Source organism: Flavobacterium aquatile LMG 4008 = ATCC 11947 (assembly GCF_000757385.1).
GTDB lineage: Bacteria > Bacteroidota > Bacteroidia > Flavobacteriales > Flavobacteriaceae > Flavobacterium > Flavobacterium aquatile.
Genome location: NZ_JRHH01000004.1, coordinates 267290 through 290086 on the forward strand (window position 1 = coordinate 267290; position 22797 = coordinate 290086).

Genomic DNA, 22797 nt, shown 5'->3' on the forward strand with positions numbered 1-22797 from the left:
CATAATTTATTCTTTTTTATTAAATAAAATGTATTTATTTGTATTGTAATGTAAAACAATAATAATAAATTATTAAATATGAGTAAGTTTCGTTTAGATGAAGTAGATCACCAAATCCTTGATATGTTGATAGATAACACAAGAGTTCCATTTACAGATATCGCAAAAAAACTTTTAATTTCTGCTGGAACCGTTCACGTAAGAGTCAAGAAAATGGAAGATGCAGGAATCATTATGGGTTCTTCACTAACTTTAGATTATGAAAAATTAGGATATTCATTCATTGCTTATGTTGGAGTTTTCCTTAATAACACTTCTCAAACAAAATTTGTTTTAGAAAGAATAAACGAAATTCCATTTGTAACTGTTGCTCATGTTACAACTGGTAAATTCAATATTTTCTGTAAAATTCGCGCCAAAGATACTAAGCATGCTAAAGATGTAATCTTCATGATTGACGATATTGAAGGTGTATACAGAACAGAAACTATGATTTCGCTTGAAGAAAGTATCAACGATAAAAAACGCTTGATGCACACCATTTTTAAAGATATTTAATAGTTAAATTTCAATATTTTATCAACCTCAAGTTAATTCTTGAGGTTTTTTTGTACCTTAATGCCAAATTAATTTTGAAATGAAAGTGCCAAAAAATAAGTTCCGATTTATTTTGATTTTTTGCATCGTTGGAATACTTTTTCTTCAGTTTTCGTCAGCTGAAAAGGAAGATTTTGTTTCTTATTCTGTAAATCCTAAAATGGAAACGATTGCATTGTATTGGAAAAACGAAAAGCATAGTAACTTTGGAAGTATTGAAAATCTGAATAAATGGTTGTCAAAGAATAAAAAAAAATTACTTTTTGCTACTAATGGCGGAATGTATAAAAAAGACCAATCTCCACAAGGACTTTTTATTCAAAATGGAATAACTAAATCACCAATTGATACATCTACAGCCGGCGGAAATTTCTATTTAAAACCAAATGGAATATTTTATATAACCTCAAGAAAAGAAGCATTTATATCAAAAACAGATGAATTTATAAATACTAAAAATGTAGATTTTGCTACACAATCCGGACCAATGTTAGTGATTGACGGAAAAATTCATCCCGCATTTAATAAAAATTCTACGAATTTGAATATTAGAAATGGAGTAGGAGTTTTACCTAATAACGATATTATTTTTGCAATGTCTAAAAAAGAAATTAGTTTCTATGAATTTGCAGAATATTTCAAAAGTAAGGGTTGTAAAAATGCATTATATTTGGATGGTTTTGTTTCGAGAACCTATTGTCCAAAAGAAAATTGGAAACAAACCGACGGCAACTTTGGTGTTATAATTGGAATTACTAAAAACAAAAATTAACTATGTATACACTTCCTAAAATAGAACGTTTCAATCAAAATGTATTGTCTAAGTATCACATTTACAATAGTGTATTTATCACTTTACCATTTGATGCCATTGACAATACTGGAGTTTTATTACCACTTTTTAGTGAAGTTTGCGATAATGGTTTTAAAAATAATTTAACTCCAATTGAAATTGTCAATTCGTTTTTCGAAAAATATTTAGGCGACGTTTCCTTAGAAGAAAAAGTTAGTTTGATGTTTCGATTTATACAATATGTTGAACGTCAAATAGTTTTATTCGATGCAATTGAAGATGCTGCATTTCCTGTGGTAAATAATATGGAAGGAAAAGGTTCTCTTAGAGATGTGAAAGATCGCGCAGATACCAAAGAATTGAAGCAAGAATTGATTTCATTTCTAGAGGATTTTAATATTCGAACGGTTTTAACAGCGCATCCAACCCAATTTTATCCAGGTTCTGTTCTCGGAATTATTACCGATTTAACCAATGCTGTTCGTGATAATGATTTAGTCAAAATCAAAGAATTATTAGCGCAATTGGGAAAAACTCCGTTCATCAAGAAAGATAAGCCCACACCTTTTGACGAAGCAGTGAGTTTGATTTGGTATCTAGAAAATGTGTTTTATCAATCCTCTGGTGAAATGCTACAATTCATTCAGAAGAACATTTTTAAGGAAAAAGCTATTTCAAATTCGATTATAAATTTAGGATTTTGGCCCGGTGGTGATAGAGACGGAAACCCATTTGTTACTTCAGAAATCACTTTAAAAGTTGCAGACAGACTTCGAACATCTATTTTAAAATGTTATTATCTAGACATTAGAAAACTTAAAAGAAAACTAACATTTTCTGGAATTGAAAACATAATTGCCGAAATTGAAAATAAAATTTATCGTTCTGTATTTTACTCAAATGGAGCGATTTATATAACATTACCTGAATTAAAAGAAAAACTAAATTTAGTAAAATCTATTTGCATTGAAAAACACCAATCGTTGTATTTAGATGAAATAAATGACTTAATAAATAAGGTAAACGTCTTCGGATTTCATTTTGCCTCGTTAGATATTCGTCAAAATAGTAAAATTATTACTGGTGTAATAAAATATATGTTTACTTCCTTTGGAGCTTCAAATCCTAAGGAACTTAAGTATTTTGATTTTTCAGAGGAACAAAAAATAAAATATCTTTCTAAAGTTTCTGGAAATATGATCACCTCAGAATATTTTAATGACGAGATGACCAAACAAACTTTGGATTCTATCTATGCAATGAAGCAAATTCAAGAAAATAATGGTGAATTAGGTTCCAATAGATATATAATTTCTAATAATGAAAGTGCCTTAAATGTTATGGAAGTCTTTGCATTATTCAAATTATGTGGATGGAAAAATCCAACTGTCGATTTCGTTCCGTTATTTGAATCTATTGATGATTTGCAAGTTGCCGATAAAATAATGGAGCAATTGTACACCAATCCTGAATATGCAAATCATTTAAAAAATCGAGAAAACAAGCAAACAGTTATGCTAGGTTTTTCTGATGGAACGAAAGATGGTGGCTATTTAATGGCGAATTGGGGAATTTATAAAGCTAAAGAAACCATTACAGAAATTTCTAGAAAATACGGAATTAAAGTAATTTTCTTTGATGGTCGTGGTGGTCCGCCAGCTCGTGGTGGTGGAAAAACCAATAAATTTTATGAATCTTTAGGATCTAAAATCGAACACAACGAAATACAATTAACCATTCAAGGTCAAACGATTAGTTCTAATTTTGGGACTACAGATTCGTGTCGATATAATCTTGAAAATCTTTTGAGCGCTGGAGTTTCAAATGAGATTTTCAACAAGAAAGAAAATAATTTATCAAAATCTGATGAAAAAATTATTGATGAATTGGCCAATATAGGTTATGAAAAATATTTGAGTTTTAAGAATCACCCTAAATTTGTTCCTTATTTGGAGCAAATGAGTACGCTGAATTATTATTCTAAAACCAATATTGGTAGTCGACCATCCAAACGTAATTCTGGTAGCGAATTGAATTTTGCCGATCTTCGCGCCATTCCGTTTGTAGGCTCATGGAGTCAAATGAAACAAAATGTCCCCGGATTTTTTGGTGTTGGAACGGCTTTAAAACATTTTGAATCAACGAACCAATGGAAAAAAGTGCAAACATTATATGATACTTCTTTGTTTTTTAGAACGTTATTAGAAAATAGTATGATGTCGTTGGCAAAATCATTTTTACCATTAACGCAATACATGCAAAATGATCCCGAATTTGGTGATTTTTGGCAAATTATTTTCGATGAATTTCAAGAAACCAAACGATTATTATTAAAAATTGCAGGACATACAGAGTTAATGGAGAATTATCCCGATGGGAAAGCTTCTATTAAGATGCGTGAAGATATCGTTTTACCATTATTAACAATTCAACAATATTCGTTGATGATGATAAATTTAATAAAAGGGTTTAACAGTGAGGATAAATTACTAGAAGTTTATGAAAAATTAGTAACACGTTCGCTATTTGGAAATACTAATGCTAGTAGAAATTCAGCTTAAATTATGATGAATAGTTATAGAAATTATTATTTAATATTATTGGTAATTTCAATTGGTTGGATTTTACTCGGTGATAACTTTTATAATAATTTTGCACCTTTACTATTTTTCATTTTTGGTTTTCCAATTTTTGGATTTTTATATTTCACTAATTTATCCAACTTTAGTATTTTATTAAAAAACAAAAAACCTGAATTGTTTAAAAAAGTAGCTATTGATTATGGTTATTTCAAAGATGAAATGATTAACGGAATTAATTTATTCAATTCCTCAGGATTCTATGAATTAGATGATGAAGATTTAAAAAGGAGTTATAAAAAATTGAAAAGTAGTTTGAACTATTTGATTTTATCTTTTGGTTCATTTGCACTAATTGGAATTTTGACAATATATATTAAATAAAATGAAACCAACACAATTACAACCAAACGAATACGGACAATTCTACGCAAATTACATCTCACAAGTTTCTGATGAATATAGTTTGCAAGAAGAATTAGAAATTTCCTTGCATCGCTTTATCAAATTTGTTCAAGATATTCCAATGGATAAATTTGATTACCGTTATGCCGAAGGAAAATGGACTATCAAAGATATCATTTTGCACCTAATTGATGCTGAACGAATATTTGCCTACCGTGCATTGCGATTTGCCAGAAATGATAAAACCGATTTACCAGGTTTTGAAGAAAACGATTATGTGGATGAAGCCAATGCAAATTCACGAACTATCATGGATTTGTTAACCGAATTATCTGCTGTTAGACATGCAACATTATTACTTTTTAAATCTTTCAATGATGAAAAATTACTTCGAATTGGAACTGCCAATAACAATCAAATGTCAGTTCGAGCGTTAGGTTTTGTAATAATTGGTCATCAAAATCACCATCAAAGAATTTTTGAGGAAAGATATCTCTAGGGAAATTCCAAAAAACAAACTCCAAATTCCAAAATTTGGCCCATAAAAAATCCCAAATTCCAAGAAAAGTTTTCAATTGGAATTTGGGATTTAAAATATTGGAAATTAAATTATTTATTCTTCGTCGTCATCGTCGTCAAAGTTGTCTGATGGTTCTTCGTCGTTGTCGTCGTCGTCGTCGTCACCATCATCAGATCCACCTTTGTCTTTTAATAAATCTTCTTCAATATCATCATCATCAGATGCATCTTCGTCTTCATCAATTCCAGCAATTGGAATGATTGGTTCGATTACTGAATCTAAATCGTCATCTTCATCAAATTTTTCCATTCTGCTTGCCAATTTAGTACTCACTTTAACTAAATAAATAGTATCTTCTGTGCGCACTTCAACAGCTTCAATTAATTCATTTTGGGCATTTCTAAATCGGATGATATCGCTATCATCATATCCTTCAGGAAATTTATCAACTAGTAAATTTAAAATATCGCCAGTTAGCTTAGCATAATCAACAATAATTCTTTTCATATGTGTACAATATTATTTTAGTAGGTCCTATTTGGGATCACCTTTTTATTGGCGATTTCATAAATATATTTTATTGGTCTAATAAATAAGCAAAAATTAATGGAGCAACAATTGTTGCATCCGACTCAATAATGAACTTTGGAGTGTGAATATCTAATTTACCCCAAGTAATTTTCTCGTTTGGTACCGCACCTGAGTACGAACCATAACTAGTTGTTGAATCAGATATTTGACAGAAATAACTCCAAAAAGGAACATCGTGCATTTCCATATCTTGGTATAACATTGGTACTACGCAAATTGGAAAATCTCCTGCAATTCCTCCACCAATTTGGAAGAATCCAACACCTTTTCCACTAGAGTTTTTTGGATACCAATCTGCCAACCACATCATATATTCAATTCCGCTTTTCATTGTAGTAGGTTTGAATTCACCTTTAATACAATACGAAGCAAAAATATTTCCCATTGTACTGTCTTCCCAACCTGGAACTACAATTGGTAAGTTTTTTTCTGCAGCAGCAACCATCCAAGAATCTTTTGGATCAATTTCGTAATACTGTTCTAAAACTCCAGAGTTAATCATTTGATACATAAATTCATGCGGAAAATAACGTTCTCCTTTAGAGTCAGCATTGTTCCAAATGTCAAATAAATGTGATTGTAATCTTCTAAAAGCTTCTTCTTCTGGAATACATGTATCTGTAACTCTATTGTAATGGTTTTCTAACAAATCCCATTCTTCTTGTGGAGATAAATCTCTGTAATTTGGAACTCTTTTGTATGAATTGTGAGCTACTAAATTCATAATATCTTCTTCAAGATTGGCTCCTGTACAAGAAATAATATGTACTTTATCTTGACGAATCATTTCTGCCAAAGATTTTCCTAACTCAGCCGTACTCATCGCACCAGCTAAAGTTATCATCATTTTTCCATTTTCAAGAAGATGTTGTTCATATCCTTTGGCAGCATCTACTAAAGCTGCGGCATTGAAATGAAGGTAATTCTTCTCAATAAACTGACTTATTGGTCCTTTGCTCATTTTCTTTGTTTAGTGTTTGTTATTGTAGTTTGGTGTTCAAAGAAAAACTATTTTTCTAAAACCTCAAACAATTTTTTATAATAAAATTAGAATTATTTTTGTGTGTATCCTAAAATTTTCAATACGTCTTCTGATGTTTGTTGCTCCGAGAAAACTTCTGTAGCTAGAATTCCATTTTTATCACGATCGATCAAAATGTGCTTTGGTTGCGGAATCAAACAGTGATGTAAACCGCCATATCCACCAATAGTTTCTTGATAAGCTCCAGTATTAAAAAATCCTATATATAAAGGCTTTTCTTTATTGTATTTTGGCAAATAAATGGCGTTCATGTTTTGTTCAGAATTGTAATAATCATCACTATCACAAGTCATTCCACCAAGTAAAACCCGTTCATACGTATCGTTCCATCTATTTATTGCAAGCAAAATAAAGCGTTTATTTATCGCCCAAGTATCAGGTAACGTGGTGATAAATGAACTGTCAATCATGTTCCAAGCTTCTCTATCATTTTGTTGTTTTTGATATAAAACTTGATAAATTGCTCCTCCAGATTCTCCAACTGTAAACGAACCAAATTCGGTAAAAATATTGGGTACATCAACTTCTGCTTCATCACAAGCAATCTTAATTTGATTGATAATTTCGTCAATCATATATTGGTAATCGTATTCGAATGCCAATGAATTTTTTATAGGAAATCCGCCACCAATGTTTAATCCATCAAGTGAAGGACATTCTTTTTTAAGTTGAATATAAACTTTGATACATTTTACCAATTCGTTCCAATAGTAGGCTGTATCATTAATTCCAGTATTGATAAAAAAGTGAAGCATTTTCAACTCCAAATTATCATTTTCCTGAATTTGTTTTTTGTAAAAAGCTAAAATGTTTTTATAACCAATTCCTAATCGAGATGTATAAAACTCAAATTTAGGTTCTTCTTCAGCGGCAATTCTAATTCCGATTTTAAATTTACCTTTAATTTCTGCTTGAAGCAAATCAAGTTCTTCGTAATTATCAATTATCGGAATAGTGTTTTTATGACCATTATTAATCAATCGAGCAATATTTGAAATGTATTGGTCTCTTTTAAATCCGTTACAAATAATATAGGTGCTTTTATTAATCTTACCGTTTTCTAATAAATTTTCAACAATATTGATATCAAATGCAGATGATGTTTCTACATGAATATTGTTTTTAAAAGCTTCATTCATAACGTATTCAAAATGAGAGCTTTTTGTGCAATAGCAATAGTAATATTTACCTTCATAAGCATTTTTTTCCATCGCATTTCTAAACCAATTTTTGGCTTTTTTAATGTTATTAGAAATTTGAGGCAAATAAGTAAATTTTAAAGGCGTTCCGTATTGCTCAACCAATTTCATCAAATCGATGTTATGAAACTGTAATGTGCTATCTTTATTTAAAGTAAATTCTTCTTGCGGAAAGTAATACGTTTGATTAATTAAGTCGAAATATTTTGTATTCATTAGTGTTTTAAATGTTTTGTAAGATTAATAAAATGATGAATTAATCTGCAATTCAAACTCTAATATTGGCATATACAATAGGTAGCTTAATGGTATCAGTTTTTGTAATGTCTAAAATAAGATGTAATATCATTTTTATAGAAGTCAAAAATGCCACGCACAACACCTGAAACCCAGCATTGGTTTTTAGCAATAATTGCCTATTTCTGTTGATAATATTCTTTTTATTCATTACCACAAATGTAAAAAATAAAATAAGCGAATTGCAACTATTTTATTAAAAAAATGTTATGAATTATAATTGTGAAAACTATCAATAATTAATTCACTTTCAACCGATTGGTTGATGGCAGTGTTTCCAATATTTTTTAATAATGCAAATTGTACTTTTCCGTACTCATTTTTCTTGTCATGAATCAGTAATTCCTGGATCAATTTGATATCATTTTGGCTGAAAGAATGTATTTCAAAAATGGACATAATTACCTTTTTTATTTCTAAAAATTCTTCATTTGAAATCAATTCTTTTTCTTTAGAAATATAACTTTCCAATATCATTCCAATTGCAATTGCTTCACCGTGTAACAATGGAGTTGTAGTTTCTAGTAAATAACTTTCGATTGCATGACCTAACGTATGACCAAAATTCAATGCTTTTCTAATTCCGTTTTCAGTAGGATCTTGTTTTACAATTTCGTTCTTAATTTCAATCGAACGATAAATTAATAAATCCAAATCGTCTGAATTTAATAGACTTAAATCTGAAAACATTTCCCAATATTTCTTATCATAAATCAATCCGTGTTTCAACATTTCTGCCAATCCCGATTTCATTTGATTTTGTGGTAAAGTTTCAAGAAATTGTGTATCAATAAGTAGCAATTTAGGCACATTAATAACTCCAATTTGATTTTTTAAATTACCCAAATCAACACCATTTTTTCCGCCAATTGAGGCATCAACCATTCCTAATAAAGTTGTAGGAATATTAATAAAATCAATTCCTCGTTTGAAAGTTGATGCTATGAATCCGCCAATATCAGTAATCACGCCACCACCAAGATTAATTAAAACACTTTTTCTATCGGCACCAAGATCAGATAAAACCGACCAAACTTCTAGACATGTAGTAATGTTTTTAACTTCTTCACCACATTCAATTTCTATGATTTCAATTGAAATTTCGGTAGCCAAATTGGATAGTATTTTTGGCAAACAATACTCATTTGTATGTTCATCAACCAAAATAAAAATAGAAGAGTAGTTGTTTTCTACTATTGATTTGTTGATTTGATCATAACCATTTTCATTAAAATAAATAGAATATCCGTTTGCTACAATTGATTGCATAATTAGTTTTATATTTTGCAAAAATAAGGATATTATTTAAGCTCGAAGGAATGAAAATTAACTTATTTTTTTGTTTTTAAATGATTCAAATTTATAAAAATTGATTACTTTTGTTTAATATTTATTAGAAATAATTAAACAAAATATTTTGAAACCAATTATTGCAAACATAGATAAAGAAGAGCTAACTGAAATTCAGATAGATAGAATTATAGAAATGGCTTGGGAAGATCGAACTCCTTTTGACGCCATAAAATTCCAATTTGGGTTAGCCGAAGCCGAGGTAAAAGCTTTGATGAAGAAAGAACTCAAATTTAGTAGTTATAAATTGTGGCGTGAACGTGTGGAAAATTGTAAAACCAAACATGTTGCCAAGCGAGTAGAAGGAATTGACCGATTCAAATGCAATTTGCAACGCTCTATTTCAAATAATAAAATTTCGAAACGATAATGGAAAGTAAAAAACCAGATAATATAGTTTATTCAGAAGACGAAGGTTACAATGCTAGTTTGTTGTCTTATTCAACAAGTGTTGGTGCACCAGTTATCAAAATGGATGATGTAGTTTCTTGGAAAAGTAGAGGAATTAGTACTGTAAATAAAGAATTTGAAAACAAGTTTAGCGAACTCAAATTGCAATATGAAAAGTTGATGCAAGAATTTGAGTGGAACGAATTGGTTTACAACTCTAAATTCTCGTTCGAACCAGTTATCGGCGAAATTTATCATTTGTATTCCAACAACGACGGAACCAATTCTCTTTCCTTAATTGCACCAAACGAATGGAACAAAGAACATCTTGGAACGTTTAAATTAAATAGCGATAAAAAGTGGATTCATATAGCTTAAACTCAAAGTAAAATGGCACAAATTCATATCGATTACAATCAGATTTTGCAACTAGAAAAGCAAAAACGAGTTCACTTAATTAATAGTTTAGGCGGATTTAAAAGTGTTGCATTGGTTGGAACTTCTGATAAAAATAAAAATACCAATCTGTCAATATTCAGTTCGTTTTTTCATATTGGAGCAAATCCGCCATTAATTGGAATGATTTTTCGTCCAAGTCCGCCAGAACGTGATACGATGCGAAATATTTTAGATACAGGATTTTACACTGTAAATCATATTAATGAATCTATTTTTAAAAAAGCACATCAAACATCTGCGAGATATGAAAAAGGAGTTTCAGAATTTGATGCAACAGGTTTAAATTCAGAATTCAAGAATGATTTTTTTGCACCATTTGTAGCTGAAAGCAAGGTACAATTAGGCATTGAATTTAAACAAAAAATTGATATTTCTATAAATAACACAATGATGATTATTGGAGAAATTGTACAGATTTACATTCCAGAAAATTGTTTGTTTGATGATGGTTTTATTGATTTAGAAAAAGCCAACACAATCACTTGTTCTGGTTTAGATAGTTATCACAAAACCCTACAATTAGACCGATTAAGCTATGCAAAACCCGATAAAGAAATTACCTCATTACTATAAAATTGACTAAAAAAGCTATAAATATTGTTTGGTTCAAACGTGATTTACGTTTTACAGATCACGAACCACTTTATTTGGCACTACAGGAGAATATTCCAGTTTTATTAGTTTACTTTTTCGAACCATCAGTTATGAAATATGATGATTCTGATGCGCGTCATTGGCGTTTTATCTACGAATCGATTCAAGAAATGCAAGCCAGATTAAAATCGGTTGAAACACAAATTTGCTTTTTTCACAATGATGTTGATTTAGTTTTTGAAGAATTAATAAAAATATACGATATCAAAACCGTTTTTTCTCATCAGGAAATAGGTAATAAAATAACATTTGACAGAGATATTGCAATGCAAGTTCTTTTTGATTCAAATAAAATTCTGTGGAAGCAATCGCAAATGCACGGTGTAATTCGTAAGTTGAAATCAAGAAGCGATTGGGACAAACGTTGGGAACAAGTAATGCGTGCTGAACCCAAAATGATTGATTTGAATTTGTTTCAATTTGAAAATTTAGAAGCTGATTTATATCAAAATTTAAAAGGAGAAGAACTTCCAAAAGACATCACAAACCGAAACAAAAACTTCCAGCAAGGCGGCGAATATTGGGCTTGGCGCTACTTGGATAGTTTTGTAAAAGAGCGTCATGTAAATTACAGCAAACACATTTCCAAACCCAATTTGAGTCGAACAGGCTGTAGCAGATTATCGCCATATCTTACTTATGGAAACATCAGTATGCGAATGGTTTATCAATATACAAATCAGCATTACCAAGTTTCCAAAAATAAACGAGCGATGTTAAATTTTGTTTCAAGATTGCATTGGCATTGTCATTTTATGCAAAAATTTGAAGACGAATGTCGTATGGAATTTGAAAATGTAAACCGAGCTTATGATTCTTTGATAAAACCTAAAAATGAAACCTATATAAAAGCTTGGCAAGAGGGCAAAACTGGAGTTCCAATTGTAGATGCGTGCATGCGATGTTTGGTTCAAACGGGTTACATAAATTTTAGAATGCGAGCCATGGTTGTTTCATTTTTCACTTTTAATCTCTGGCAAGATTGGCGCGAATTACATTTTCTAGCACGCCAATTTTTAGATTATGAACCTGGAATTCATTATCCACAAATTCAAATGCAATCAGGAACAACAGGAATCAATACCATCCGAATTTACAATCCAATAAAAAACTCTGAAGATCATGATTCTGAGGGAATATTTATCAAAAAATGGGTTCCAGAATTAGCCAAAGTTCCAGTGACTTTAATTCACGAACCTTGGAAATTAAATGCCATTGAACAACAATTTTACAATTGTGAAATTGGAAAAGATTATCCGTTTCCCATTGTTGATATTGAAGAAACTAGAAAAAAAGCAAGTGATATTGTTTGGAGTTTCCGCAAGAAAGATGATGTTAAAGAAGAAGGGAAAAGAATTTTAAAAAAGCACGTTAATAATCCAAATAAACCAAAAGATGCGAGGAGTAAAAAAGCAAAACCTTCCAAATAAAATCTGTGTTGTTTGCCAAAAACCATTTTCTTGGCGCAAAAAATGGGAAAAAGTTTGGGATGAAGTAAAATATTGTAGTGATAAATGTAGAGGAAAAAAGTGATTAGTGAATAGTAATTAGTGAATAGTAATTAGTGAATAGCTTAATGAAACTTAATACCTAAATGGGTTAAAATTAAAATGTCAAAAACCTTACGATTAATTCTCGGCGATCAATTAAATAGCAATCATTCCTGGTTTAAAACTGTTGATGATTCAATAACTTATGTTATGATGGAAGTTCGATCTGAAACAGATTATGCCAATCATCATATTCAAAAAGTTGTTGGGATTTTTGCTGCAATGCAGAATTTTAAAAATTATTTACTATCTAAAAATCATAAAGTTATCTATATTCATTTAAATAATAATGACAATTTACAATCATTTGAAAAAAACATACAAAATCTAATCTCAAAACACATTTTTACACATTTTGAATACCAGTTTCCAGATGAATATCGAGTAGATTTGGATTTGAAAAAACTTTGTGAATCCATTTCAATTCCAAGTTCTGTTGTAGATTCCGAGCATTTTTTTACTACTCGAAATGAACTCGGAGATTTCTTTGAAGGCAAGAAAATCTATCTAATGGAAAGTTTTTATCGTGCCATGCGAAAGAAACACAATGTCATGATGGAAGGCGAAAAACCATTAACCGGACAATGGAACTATGATGGAGAAAACCGAAAAAAATTACCAAAAAATCATAAACCAACAGCTCCATTAGTTTTCAATAATGATGTTGCCAATATTTATGAAGAAATTACAAAAAACGATGTAAAAACTATTGGAACTATTGATGCTAAAAACTTTGTTTGGCCCATAAATAGAGAGCAATCATTGCAATTATTAGACTTTTTTGCAGAAAAATGTTTGCAATTATTCGGAAGTTATCAAGATGCGATGACGCCAAACGAATGGTCATTATATCACTCTAGAATTTCGTTTTCAATGAATGTAAAAATGATTTCACCAAGAGAAGTTGTAGAACGTTGCATTGATGAATGGAAAAAACGTCCAAACGAAATAGAATTCAATCAATTGGAAGGATTTGTGCGTCAAATTATCGGCTGGCGTGAATACATGAGAGGCATTTATTGGAACAAAATGCCTGAATTTGCAAGCATGAATTTCTTCAACAATCAAGAAAAATTACCCGATTGGTTTTGGACAGGAAAAACTAAAATGAATTGCATGAAAGATGCCATAAATCAATCGTTAAATTATGCTTATGCTCATCATATTCAGCGGTTAATGATTACAGGAAATTTTGCGCTTTTGGCAGGAATTCAGCCAGACGAAATCGATGCTTGGTATCTCGGAATTTACATTGATGCCTTCGAATGGGTTGAAATTACTAATACTCGCGGAATGAGTCAGTTTGCCGATGGCGGAATTGTTGGCACAAAACCGTATGTAAGTTCGGCATCTTACATTGATAAAATGAGCCATTATTGCGGCAGTTGTTTTTATAAAAAATCCTTAAAAATTGGAGAAAAAGCTTGTCCGTTCAATAGTTTGTATTGGAATTTTTATGATCGAAATGAAGATAAATTAGGTAAAAATCCGCGAATAGGAATGATGTACAACGTTTGGCGAAAAATGAAACCCGAAGACAAAACAGCTCTTTTGCAACAAGCTGAATATTATTTGAAAAATATGAATGAATTATGAAAACCTCGATTATTTGGTTTAAAACCGATTTAAGACTGCACGACAATGAAACGCTTATAAAAGCTATTTCGCAAAGCGACGAAATCATTCCAGTGTACTGTTTTGATGACGCTGATTTTGTTATTACAGAATTTGGATTTAAAAAAATTGGAAATTTTAGAGCACAATTTTTGTTACAGTCGCTAATTGATTTAGATAAAAATTTAAGAGCAATTGGTTCGGGATTAATGATTTTAAAAGGTAAACCAGAAGTTGAAATTCCTAAAATTGTTCATCAATATAAAGCAACGAAAGTATTTTCCAAGAAAGAAGTTTCTTATGAAGAAAATCAAACTGAAACAAAAATTAGAGAAGAATTATTTAAATTGAAATGCGAACTTAAAACATTTAGTACAAGTACATTGTATCATGCAGAAGACTTGCCTTTTTCAATAAAAGACATTCCAGATGTTTTTACCAATTTCAGAAAAAAAACAGAAAAAGATGCTTTTATAAGAACTTCATTTGATGAACCGAAAGAATTAAAATCGCCAGAAATTGAACCTTTAAAACTACCAACATTAGAAGAATTAGGATTGAATTTTGAACCAATAGATTCAAGAGCTGTTTTACAATTTAAAGGTGGTGAAACCGAAGCAATTTCTAGACTAAATCACTATTTCTTTAAAACCAAATGTATTTCAGAATATAAAGAAACTAGAAATGGACTGGTTGGCGCCGATTATTCTTCAAAATTTTCTGCTTGGCTAGCTTTGGGTTGTATTTCACCTAGATTTATTTATGACGAACTCAAAAAATATGAAAGTCAATTTGGAGCAAACGAATCGACTTATTGGTTGGTTTTTGAATTATTATGGCGCGATTATTTCCGTTTTATGATGAAAAAATACAATGCCAAATTCTTTCAACAAGCTGGAATTCAGGATAAAGGAATTCCTGTAAACAAACATAACGCAAATCAATTACAAGAATGGATTGATGGTGAAACTAGAGTTGATTTTGTAGATGCAAATATGATCGAATTAAAACTTACTGGCTTTATGAGTAATCGTGGACGACAAAATGTAGCCAGTTATTTATGTAATGATTTAAAATTGGATTGGCGTTACGGCGCAGCTTATTTTGAGGAGCAACTTATTGATTATGATGTTTGTAGCAATTGGGGAAATTGGGCTTACTTAGCTGGAGTTGGAAACGATCCAAGAGGAAATCGTTATTTCAATATTGAAAAACAAGCATCTGATTATGATAAAAATAAAGTTTATAGGAATTTGTGGTTAAAATCATAAAATTAATTCTAAAACTCTAATTATATTTGCATAATTAATAAAATTTCGATGGACAAAATATTCAACAATACCGAAGTTGCTTTCTCTTTAAAAAGCGATACCGAACTAGATAGAGCTTATTTTCTTTTCAAAATGATTTCCAATGAACCGCTTGTTCGCATAGGAACTGCAGTAACCAACTTTGCCTTAAAAGCACATTTGCCTGTTGACGGATTGATTCGTGCTACAGTTTTTGACCATTTTTGTGGCGGTGTAAATGAAATGGATTGTCTTTCGGTTGTTGATAAAATGTATACTAAAGGCGTTTCATCGGTTTTGGATTATTCAGTTGAAGGTAAAGAAGAAGAAAACCAGTTTGATGCTGCTTTAGAAATGACTTTAAAAACGGTTGAATTTGCTAAAGAACGTCAAGCAATTCCGTTTGCGGTTTTCAAACCAACTGGTTTAGGTCGTTTGGATCTATATACAAAAGTAGGAGAGAAGCAACCACTTTCTTCAGAAGAACAAGCCGAATGGAATAGAGTTTTGGAACGTTTTGAAATTATTTGTAAAACAGCTCACAGTAAAGATGTGGCGTTGTTAATTGATGCCGAAGAAAGTTGGATGCAAGATGCTGCTGATGATTTGGTAGAAGACATGATGCGTAAATATAATAAAGATAAAGTTATCGTTTTCAATACGTTACAAATGTATCGTTGGGATAGATTGGATTATTTAAAAGGTTTACACGATAGAGCTAAACGTGATGGTTTTTACATTGGAATGAAAATTGTTCGTGGCGCTTACATGGAAAAAGAGCATAAACGTGCTGAAGAAAATGGTTATCCAACGCCGATTTGTGCATCTAAACAAGCAACCGATGACAATTATAATGCAGCAGTTGATTATATGATGAAACACATTGATAAAATGGCAATTTTCGCTGGAACGCACAATGAAGAAAGTTCGTATAAATTAATGGAAATGCTAAAAGCTAATGCAATAGAAATTAAAGACGAACGCATTTGGTTCGGGCAATTGTACGGAATGAGCGATAATATTAGTTATAACTTGGCCGCTCACGGATATAATGTTGCTAAGTATTTACCATTTGGACCTGTTCGTGATGTGATGCCGTACTTAATTCGTCGTGCCGAAGAAAATACTTCTGTTGCTGGACAAACAAGTAGAGAATTGAATTTGTTGAAAACAGAACGAACTAGACGAAAATCAAAATAATAGTTAAAAAAAATATCAAAATCCCGAGTTGTTACTTGGGATTTTGATATTTTTTATATGCTGGGAAAAACGGAATTCTTCTTCTAACTTCATCAAATTCCTTATTTACAGGATATTTTCGTTTAGAAGTTACATTGTTAAAAAGCAATGCGACGATAAGTAGAATTATTGCTCCTAATAAAACAGGTGAAATTACATACCAATAACCTAAATTTTTTATAGTTTCGGAGCCAGTTACAGCAATTAATGCCGTTGCTCCGCCTGGAGGATGAAGTGTTTTTGTGATTTGCATTAAGACTATTGCTAATGAAACAGCCAAAGGTGCAGTAATATAAAGTACATCAGGCACTAATTTTTGAACGCTAACGCCAACAATTGCAGATACTAAATGTCCGCCAATAAGATTTCTAGGTTGTGCTAACGGACTTTGAATCACTCCATAAACCAAAACACTAGATGCTCCAAATGAACCAATTAAATAAACAACATCTGCACTTGGAAGTGTTTGAGATTGCAAATAAGCAATAATTCCGATTCCGATGAAAGAACCGACAAATGCCCAAAAATGCTCTTTAAAATCGACTAAAGTTTCTTTATACAAGATATACTTTGTCTTTCTATAACCTCTTTTAAGTTTGTGAACTGGCATACAATTATGATTTTACAGCTTTTAAAGAATAGGAATAAACAGTGAAAGGATAAATCCATTTTGCCGTATATTTAGAAACTAAACAAACCATCAATATTGGGAAAAACAAAGTGTAATCGTTTGTAATTCCGCACACTAAAAACAAGGCTGTAAATGGTGCGTGAATACTTGCGCTTAATAACGCTGCCATTCCAATAATAATAAAATTGATTGGAATCACATTAGCATTGAAAACCGTATTTACAAAAGTCGCTACAAATAATCCTAAAAAACCACCAATTACAATGCTTGGAGCAAAAACTCCGCCATCGCCGCCAGAAGCTAATGTTACTGAGGTTAAAAGTGGTTTTAAAATTAAAATTCCAATTATTGAAATAAAAAACGTAATGGTAAAGCTAGTATTCGGATGAGCAATAATTTCTTTTATTCCGTGATAACTATCACCATATAAAGTTGGAAAAAAACTAATTGTCATGCCAAGTAAAAGTGTCGCAATTGCAATTTTATAAAAAGCATTTTCAATTTTAGAGAATTGATTTTTAAAAAATAAAACACTTTTTGTCAGCAAAACAGAATTTGCTCCAGCCAAAACTCCTAAAAGAATAAAATAGGGAATGGCGTACAAGTGCCAAGTAGTGACTGAAATTGGAAACAATGCTGGTTCGTCAAGTAAAAAAAGTAAACTCGAAGCTACTGTAACCGAAATTATAGTTGTGATTAGAAATATTTTAGTAACTTTTCTTGAAATAACTTCCAAAGCGAATAATATCCCAGCAATCGGACTGCAAAATAGTGCCGTAATTCCTGCAGCAACTCCAGCGCAAATAAATTCGGTTTTATATTGATTTAGAAATCCACTTTTTTGTTGTGCAACCGAACCAATTGTTGCAGAAGCAACTACTGTAGAAACTTCAATTCCAGTAGAGCCGCCGAAAATAACGGTTAATAATCCGTTTATAAAATGAGAAGGAATTTTATATAATGGCAATTTTTTAGAAGATGAAGAAATGCTTTCAAAGATTTCTTTAATTCCTTTATTCTCTTTGTTTTTGAATAAATATTTTCTTAAAAAGTAAATTATTGTCAATCCGATTAAGGGAAACAAAAAATAAAAAACACTATTTGAATTGGCTTTGAAAAACAAAATTGCTTCATAATGTTCAGTAATTCGTTTCAACGAAATAGCAAGAAATGATGCTAAAAATCCGATTAAAATGGAGGTAATTGTAATTGTTTTTAGTTCTTTTAATTGAAGTTTGAACGATTTGGTAAATTGCATTTGAAAATGATTTATTTACAAATTTAGCCAAACCAATTGGCACTTCGAGAGAATAGCTCTATTTTAGGATTACTTTAAGAGATTCACTAATACTCACTAAACTGCAAATTGCTCAAATTTTTATAAATACCATTTTCAATTTCGAGTAGTTCTTTATGTGTTCCTTTTTCGGCAATTTTCCCATCGTTTAGAACTAAAATTGCGTCGGCGTTTCTAATGGTTGAAAGTCGGTGTGCGATAATAATACTTGTTCTTCCTTCCATTAAATTTTCTAAAGCTTGTTGTACTAATTTTTCGCTCTCACTGTCTAAGGATGATGTAGCTTCGTCTAGAATTAATATACTAGGATTTTTTAATAATGCTCGCGCAATGGCAATTCGTTGGCGTTGTCCGCCCGAAAGTTTGATGCCACGTTCTCCCACCAAAGTGTCGAATTTTTCTGGAAATCCGTTTACGAAATCGAAGGCATTAGCTTGTTTTGCTGCAATCATAATTTCTTCTTCGGTTGCGTTTGGTTTTCCGTAGGCGATGTTTTCGCGAATGCTTCCTCCAAATAAAATAACATCTTGAGGAACAATACTCATGTTGCCACGAAGGTTTTCTAAATCATATTCATAGATGTTTTTATCATCAATTAAAATTAGTCCGCCATCTATATCATAAAAACGTAATAGGAGTGAAGAGATAGTTGATTTTCCTGCGCCACTCGGACCAACAATTGCAATTTTCTGTCCAAAATTGGCAGTGAAATTTACATCTTTTAAAACCTGAATTTCTGGTCGTGATGGATAAGAGAACGAAACATTTTGAAACGAAACATTTCCTTTAATTTTTTCTGTCGATTGATTTTGAGAAGTATTAATTTTTTCTGGAGTTTCATCTAATAGTTCGAAAACACGTTCGGTTGCTCCAACAGCTTTCTGAATTTGGGTGTACAATTCGGCAATTCCGCCAGATGATGCGCCGACATATGTGGAATATAAAACGAACGAAATTAAATCGCCAACAGTCATTTCGCCTTTGATGCTCAAAGTTACACCATACCAAACTACGGCAACTATGGTTCCGAATAGACAAAAGATGATGAACGATGCAAAATAACCGCGGTAATTTCCACCTTTAATGGCTACTTTAACAACTTCTGAAATTTTATTTTTGTAGCGAGCAATTTCGTACCATTCGTTGGCAAATGCTTTAACAACTGTAATTGCTTGTAATGATTCTACCACAATACTTTGACTATCGGCAACTTGATCTTGCAGGTTTTTAGAATATTTTCTAATGAATCTACCAAAAATTACTGCAGCAACTGCAACTAACGGAACAATGGAAATCATCATTAGTGTTAATTTCAAATTGATGCTTGCCAACAATATAAAACTTCCTATTATTAGAATAAATTGTCTAAGAAATTCAGCAATTGTGGTTGCCAAAGTGTCTGAAATTTGGTTGATGTCGGTACTGATTCTACTGTTTAATTCGCCAGCGCTTTTTTGAGTAAAGAATGGCATTGGCAATTTTATCAAATTACTGTAAAGCGCTAATCGTAAATTAGCCAAAGTATTTTCGGTGTAATTTACAAATAATGAAATTCTAAAAAAGGAGAAAAAAGATTGCAGAAATAAAATTCCAACTAATCCTAAAGCTATCGAATTGGCTTTTGATAAATCGTTATTTTTTACACAGTCGATTAAAATTCCCATTAGTTTTGGGAAGGCTAGTGCGGTTCCGCCAGTTAATAATAGAAATCCTAAACCTAGATAAAATTTCCATTTATGATTGTCGGCGTATTTAAATATTAATAATGCTTTATTTAGAGAACTTGCGTTGAGTTTTGCTTTTGGTAAATCGTTTTCTTTGAACCTAGACATTTTTTTTATTGCAAAAGTAGTTAATAATTGAAGTAAATTGAATTAGACATATTATAAAGTTTAGCAAAAAAAAATCCGTCTTGCTTTACAAAACGGATTTCTATTTATAGTTTAAATTCTCTTATTTTTTTCGGATGATGTCTTCTAAGACAGCTTTATTTGGATAATTAATTACTCTTAATGTAATTGTATCTTTTTGAACGGTTTGTCCTTCAATGATATACAGTTTGCCGTTTTGGTAACTTATGTTGCTTTTGTCAAAATCTACATCGCCGTAAGTTAATGTGTTTTTGATATCGACTGTATCAATCCAATCTTCGGATAGTTTTCTTGAGGCTTCGATGCTGTAATTGAATGGTTTATTGCGTAAATCGTTTAAAACTCTAGAGTTTGGAAAATAGTTACAACGTGTGTCTTTTCCTGATAAAACTAAGGCAACAACAAATGCACCCATTACTAATCCGACTAAATAGTATGCTAATCTTTGGTAAAATTTCATATGTAAATATTATTTTTAAGCGGTAACATATGTAATCACTTTTTTACTCATTGGTGTTAGCTTGCGCTAACATTTTTTTAGTGGTGATTTCATTAAAAAATATCTTTTTGCAAAAGTAGTTTTTATAATTTTTATTTGATAGTATCTTGATAAAAAAGTTTACAAATAGGTAACCACGTTTCTCTAATAGCCCAGATAGGAGCGGAAATACTTGCTTTTTCTGCAAGTATTGCAACGGATAGCTGGAATTGCGTTATTCGATAAATCCCGAACGATTCGCTCCTAAAAAACAATTAGATTAATATCGCTATCTGGCAAGTTAAACCAGTCGCCAATTGCTTTGTTTGTTAGGATTCCGTGATAAAGATAGACTCCGTTTTTTAGACCTTTATTGCAACGAATAGAGCTTTCAATTCCGCCATCTTCGGCTATTTGCAATAGGTAAGGAGTGATGATGTTGCTTATTGAAAGCGATGCCGTTTTGGAATAGCGCGACGGTATGTTGGGCACGCAATAATGAATAATGTTGTTTTTTATGAAAGTTGGTTTCTCGTGAGTTGTCACTTCTGAAGTTTCGAAACATCCGCCGGTATCGATGCTGACATCAACAATTACGGCACCTTTTTTCATGTGTTCGACCATAGTTTCTGTCACTACAATTGGACAACGTTCTTTGCCTCGCATGGCGCCAATAGCCACATCGCAACGACGAAGCGCTTTTAATAACGCTTTGGGCTGGATGGTTGATGTGAAAACGCGTTGACTTAAATTGTTTTGTAAACGACGTAATTTTGTGATGGAATTATCAAATATTTTTACGTTTGCACCTAAACCAAGAGCTGTTTTTGCTGCAAATTCGCCTACAGTTCCGGCGCCAATTATTACAACATCGGTTGGTGGAACGCCAGTTATATTTCCAAATAATAATCCTTTACCAAACTGGTTGTTTATCATTAATTCGGCAGCCACTAGGATGGAAGCTGTTCCTGCGATTTCGCTTAGCGATTTCACGGCAGGATAGGAGCCATCTTCGTCTTTTATATATTCGAACGCGAGTGCGGTAATCTTCTTTTTGGATAATTTTTCGAAGTATTCTTTTTTTCTGGTTTTAAGCTGAATAGCCGAAATAACTATGGTATTTGGATTCACCAATTCGATTTCTGCCATAGTCAATGGTTCTACTTTAAGAAGCATTGGACAAGACAAAACTTTGTTGGTATCGCTAGTGATTTCTGCGCCAGCATCGCTGTATTCTTTATCGGAATAACTAGAACTTTCACCTGCGCCAGATTCTATTAATATTCTGTGACCATGCGCTGTTAATGAATGTACAGCATCTGGAGTTAGACATATTCTGCGTTCTTGGTAACTGGTTTCTTTGGGAATTCCAATGAAAAGTTCGCTTTTATGACGTGCAATTTCCAATTTTTCTTCTTGTGGAAGTAACTGTTGTTTTGTAAAAGGTGTAAGTGACATAGTTACAAATGAATATTGGAGCAAGTTACATAAAAATTACGAATTTGAAATTACGAATTGCGAATTTTAAAACCTATTTTAAAGTCAAATGTCTTTTGCCGTCAGGAAGTTGTTCTATTGTAATCGTTGAGTGTTCGTCTGGAATCAGATTTGGAATATTCTCGGCCCATTCGATAAAACACCAATTTCCAGAATATAAATATTCATCAATGCCCATGTCTAAAGCTTCGGTTTCATTTTTTAATCGATAAACATCAAAGTGGTAAATATATTGATTATTAGCTATTTGATATTCATTAACTAAAGAAAAGGTTGGACTGCTTGTTGCATCATTTACGCCTAAATTTTTAGCCAATGATTTTATTAAAGTGGTTTTTCCAACGCCCATATTTCCGTTAAAAATGATTACTTTTTTTGGATTTTGGGATAGGATTTTTTGAGCAACTTCGTTGATTTCGTCTAATGAAAAAACTGTTTCCATGTTTTTTAAAGTT

23 protein-coding genes are annotated in these 22797 nt (G+C 31.6%); 13 read left to right on the top strand and 10 right to left on the bottom strand.

Translation table 11 applies throughout. The features are described from left to right. Positions 1–78 precede the first annotated feature (78 nt). From LG45_RS11065 to LG45_RS11085, 5 genes are all read left to right on the top strand, one after another. A complete protein-coding gene (locus LG45_RS11065) occupies positions 79–558 on the top strand; it encodes an Lrp/AsnC family transcriptional regulator (RefSeq protein WP_035127172.1) in 480 nt (159 codons plus the stop codon). 79 nt (positions 559–637) lie between these two features. After that, positions 638–1369: a phosphodiester glycosidase family protein gene (locus LG45_RS11070; RefSeq protein ID WP_035127175.1), complete on the top strand. Its 732-nt coding sequence runs from the start codon at positions 638–640 to the stop codon at positions 1367–1369. Positions 1370–1371: 2 nt separating this feature from the next. Continuing rightward, a complete protein-coding gene (locus LG45_RS11075) occupies positions 1372–3951 on the top strand; it encodes a phosphoenolpyruvate carboxylase (RefSeq protein ID WP_035127177.1) in 2580 nt (859 codons plus the stop codon). 3 nt (positions 3952–3954) lie between these two features. Then, positions 3955–4353 carry a hypothetical protein gene (locus tag LG45_RS11080; RefSeq protein WP_035127178.1) on the top strand — a complete coding sequence of 133 codons (399 nt, stop codon included), beginning with the start codon at positions 3955–3957 and terminating at the stop codon, positions 4351–4353. 1 nt (position 4354) lies between these two features. After that, positions 4355–4873 (top strand): DinB family protein, encoded by a 519-nt coding sequence (locus tag LG45_RS11085; protein ID WP_035127180.1) that lies wholly within the window; start codon positions 4355–4357, stop codon positions 4871–4873. 114 nt (positions 4874–4987) lie between these two features. Here the strand turns inward: LG45_RS11085 and LG45_RS11090 are convergent, their stop codons facing one another. From LG45_RS11090 to aroB, 4 genes are all read right to left on the bottom strand, one after another. Next, on the bottom strand, positions 4988–5401 hold the full coding sequence (locus LG45_RS11090) for a hypothetical protein (protein WP_035127182.1): 414 nt from the start codon (positions 5399–5401) through the stop codon (positions 4988–4990). Positions 5402–5471: 70 nt separating this feature from the next. Continuing rightward, the gene (locus tag LG45_RS11095; RefSeq protein WP_035127184.1) at positions 5472–6446 is read right to left on the bottom strand and encodes a deoxyhypusine synthase family protein; all 975 of its coding nucleotides are present in this window, start codon (positions 6444–6446) and stop codon (positions 5472–5474) included. Between the two features lie 92 nt (positions 6447–6538). After that, on the bottom strand, positions 6539–7942 hold the full coding sequence (locus LG45_RS11100; RefSeq protein WP_035127186.1) for a type III PLP-dependent enzyme domain-containing protein: 1404 nt from the start codon (positions 7940–7942) through the stop codon (positions 6539–6541). Between the two features lie 288 nt (positions 7943–8230). Beyond that, on the bottom strand, positions 8231–9292 hold the full coding sequence (gene aroB / locus LG45_RS11110) for a 3-dehydroquinate synthase (protein ID WP_035127190.1): 1062 nt from the start codon (positions 9290–9292) through the stop codon (positions 8231–8233). 148 nt (positions 9293–9440) lie between these two features. Here aroB and LG45_RS11115 point away from each other — a divergent pair, with 148 nt between their 5' ends. The 8 genes from LG45_RS11115 to LG45_RS11145 all read left to right on the top strand — a co-directional run bounded on the left by LG45_RS11115 (position 9441) and on the right by LG45_RS11145 (position 16529). Continuing rightward, the gene (locus LG45_RS11115) at positions 9441–9743 is read left to right on the top strand and encodes a TIGR03643 family protein (protein WP_255318233.1); all 303 of its coding nucleotides are present in this window, start codon (positions 9441–9443) and stop codon (positions 9741–9743) included. Then, positions 9743–10141: a DUF2452 domain-containing protein gene (locus tag LG45_RS11120; protein ID WP_035127192.1), complete on the top strand. Its 399-nt coding sequence runs from the start codon at positions 9743–9745 to the stop codon at positions 10139–10141. The genes LG45_RS11115 and LG45_RS11120 overlap by 1 nt, the downstream gene beginning before the upstream one ends. Before the next feature lie 12 nt (positions 10142–10153). Then, positions 10154–10795 (top strand): flavin reductase family protein, encoded by a 642-nt coding sequence (locus tag LG45_RS11125; RefSeq protein WP_035127195.1) that lies wholly within the window; start codon positions 10154–10156, stop codon positions 10793–10795. Positions 10796–10797: 2 nt separating this feature from the next. Beyond that, positions 10798–12306 (top strand): cryptochrome/deoxyribodipyrimidine photo-lyase family protein, encoded by a 1509-nt coding sequence (locus tag LG45_RS11130; protein ID WP_035127197.1) that lies wholly within the window; start codon positions 10798–10800, stop codon positions 12304–12306. Beyond that, positions 12272–12409 carry a DUF2256 domain-containing protein gene (locus LG45_RS16305; protein ID WP_081932075.1) on the top strand — a complete coding sequence of 46 codons (138 nt, stop codon included), beginning with the start codon at positions 12272–12274 and terminating at the stop codon, positions 12407–12409. The genes LG45_RS11130 and LG45_RS16305 overlap by 35 nt, the downstream gene beginning before the upstream one ends. A 77-nt stretch (positions 12410–12486) precedes the next feature. After that, the gene (locus LG45_RS11135) at positions 12487–14022 is read left to right on the top strand and encodes a cryptochrome/photolyase family protein (RefSeq protein WP_035127199.1); all 1536 of its coding nucleotides are present in this window, start codon (positions 12487–12489) and stop codon (positions 14020–14022) included. Continuing rightward, on the top strand, positions 14019–15311 hold the full coding sequence (locus LG45_RS11140; RefSeq protein ID WP_035127200.1) for a DASH family cryptochrome: 1293 nt from the start codon (positions 14019–14021) through the stop codon (positions 15309–15311). The genes LG45_RS11135 and LG45_RS11140 overlap by 4 nt, the downstream gene beginning before the upstream one ends. A gap of 48 nt (positions 15312–15359) precedes the next feature. Then, positions 15360–16529, top strand: coding sequence for a proline dehydrogenase family protein (locus LG45_RS11145; RefSeq protein ID WP_035127202.1), 1170 nt, complete (start codon positions 15360–15362; stop codon positions 16527–16529). 31 nt (positions 16530–16560) lie between these two features. Here the strand turns inward: LG45_RS11145 and LG45_RS11150 are convergent, their stop codons facing one another. From LG45_RS11150 to tsaE, 6 genes are all read right to left on the bottom strand, one after another. Beyond that, complete coding sequence (locus LG45_RS11150; protein ID WP_035127204.1) at positions 16561–17178, bottom strand: HPP family protein; 618 nt, start codon at positions 17176–17178, stop codon at positions 16561–16563. A gap of 4 nt (positions 17179–17182) precedes the next feature. Next, on the bottom strand, positions 17183–18457 hold the full coding sequence (locus LG45_RS11155; protein ID WP_035127206.1) for a chloride channel protein: 1275 nt from the start codon (positions 18455–18457) through the stop codon (positions 17183–17185). Between the two features lie 86 nt (positions 18458–18543). After that, entirely contained in the window at positions 18544–20328 is a 1785-nt protein-coding gene (locus tag LG45_RS11160; protein ID WP_035127208.1) for an ABC transporter ATP-binding protein, read from the bottom strand. Between the two features lie 121 nt (positions 20329–20449). Further along, positions 20450–20827, bottom strand: a complete 378-nt coding sequence (locus tag LG45_RS11165; RefSeq protein ID WP_035127210.1) for a DUF4258 domain-containing protein — start codon at positions 20825–20827, stop codon at positions 20450–20452. 282 nt (positions 20828–21109) lie between these two features. Further along, complete coding sequence (locus tag LG45_RS11170; protein ID WP_035127212.1) at positions 21110–22303, bottom strand: alanine dehydrogenase; 1194 nt, start codon at positions 22301–22303, stop codon at positions 21110–21112. A gap of 73 nt (positions 22304–22376) precedes the next feature. After that, positions 22377–22784, bottom strand: coding sequence for a tRNA (adenosine(37)-N6)-threonylcarbamoyltransferase complex ATPase subunit type 1 TsaE (tsaE, locus tag LG45_RS11175; RefSeq protein WP_035127214.1), 408 nt, complete (start codon positions 22782–22784; stop codon positions 22377–22379). Positions 22785–22797 lie beyond the last annotated feature (13 nt).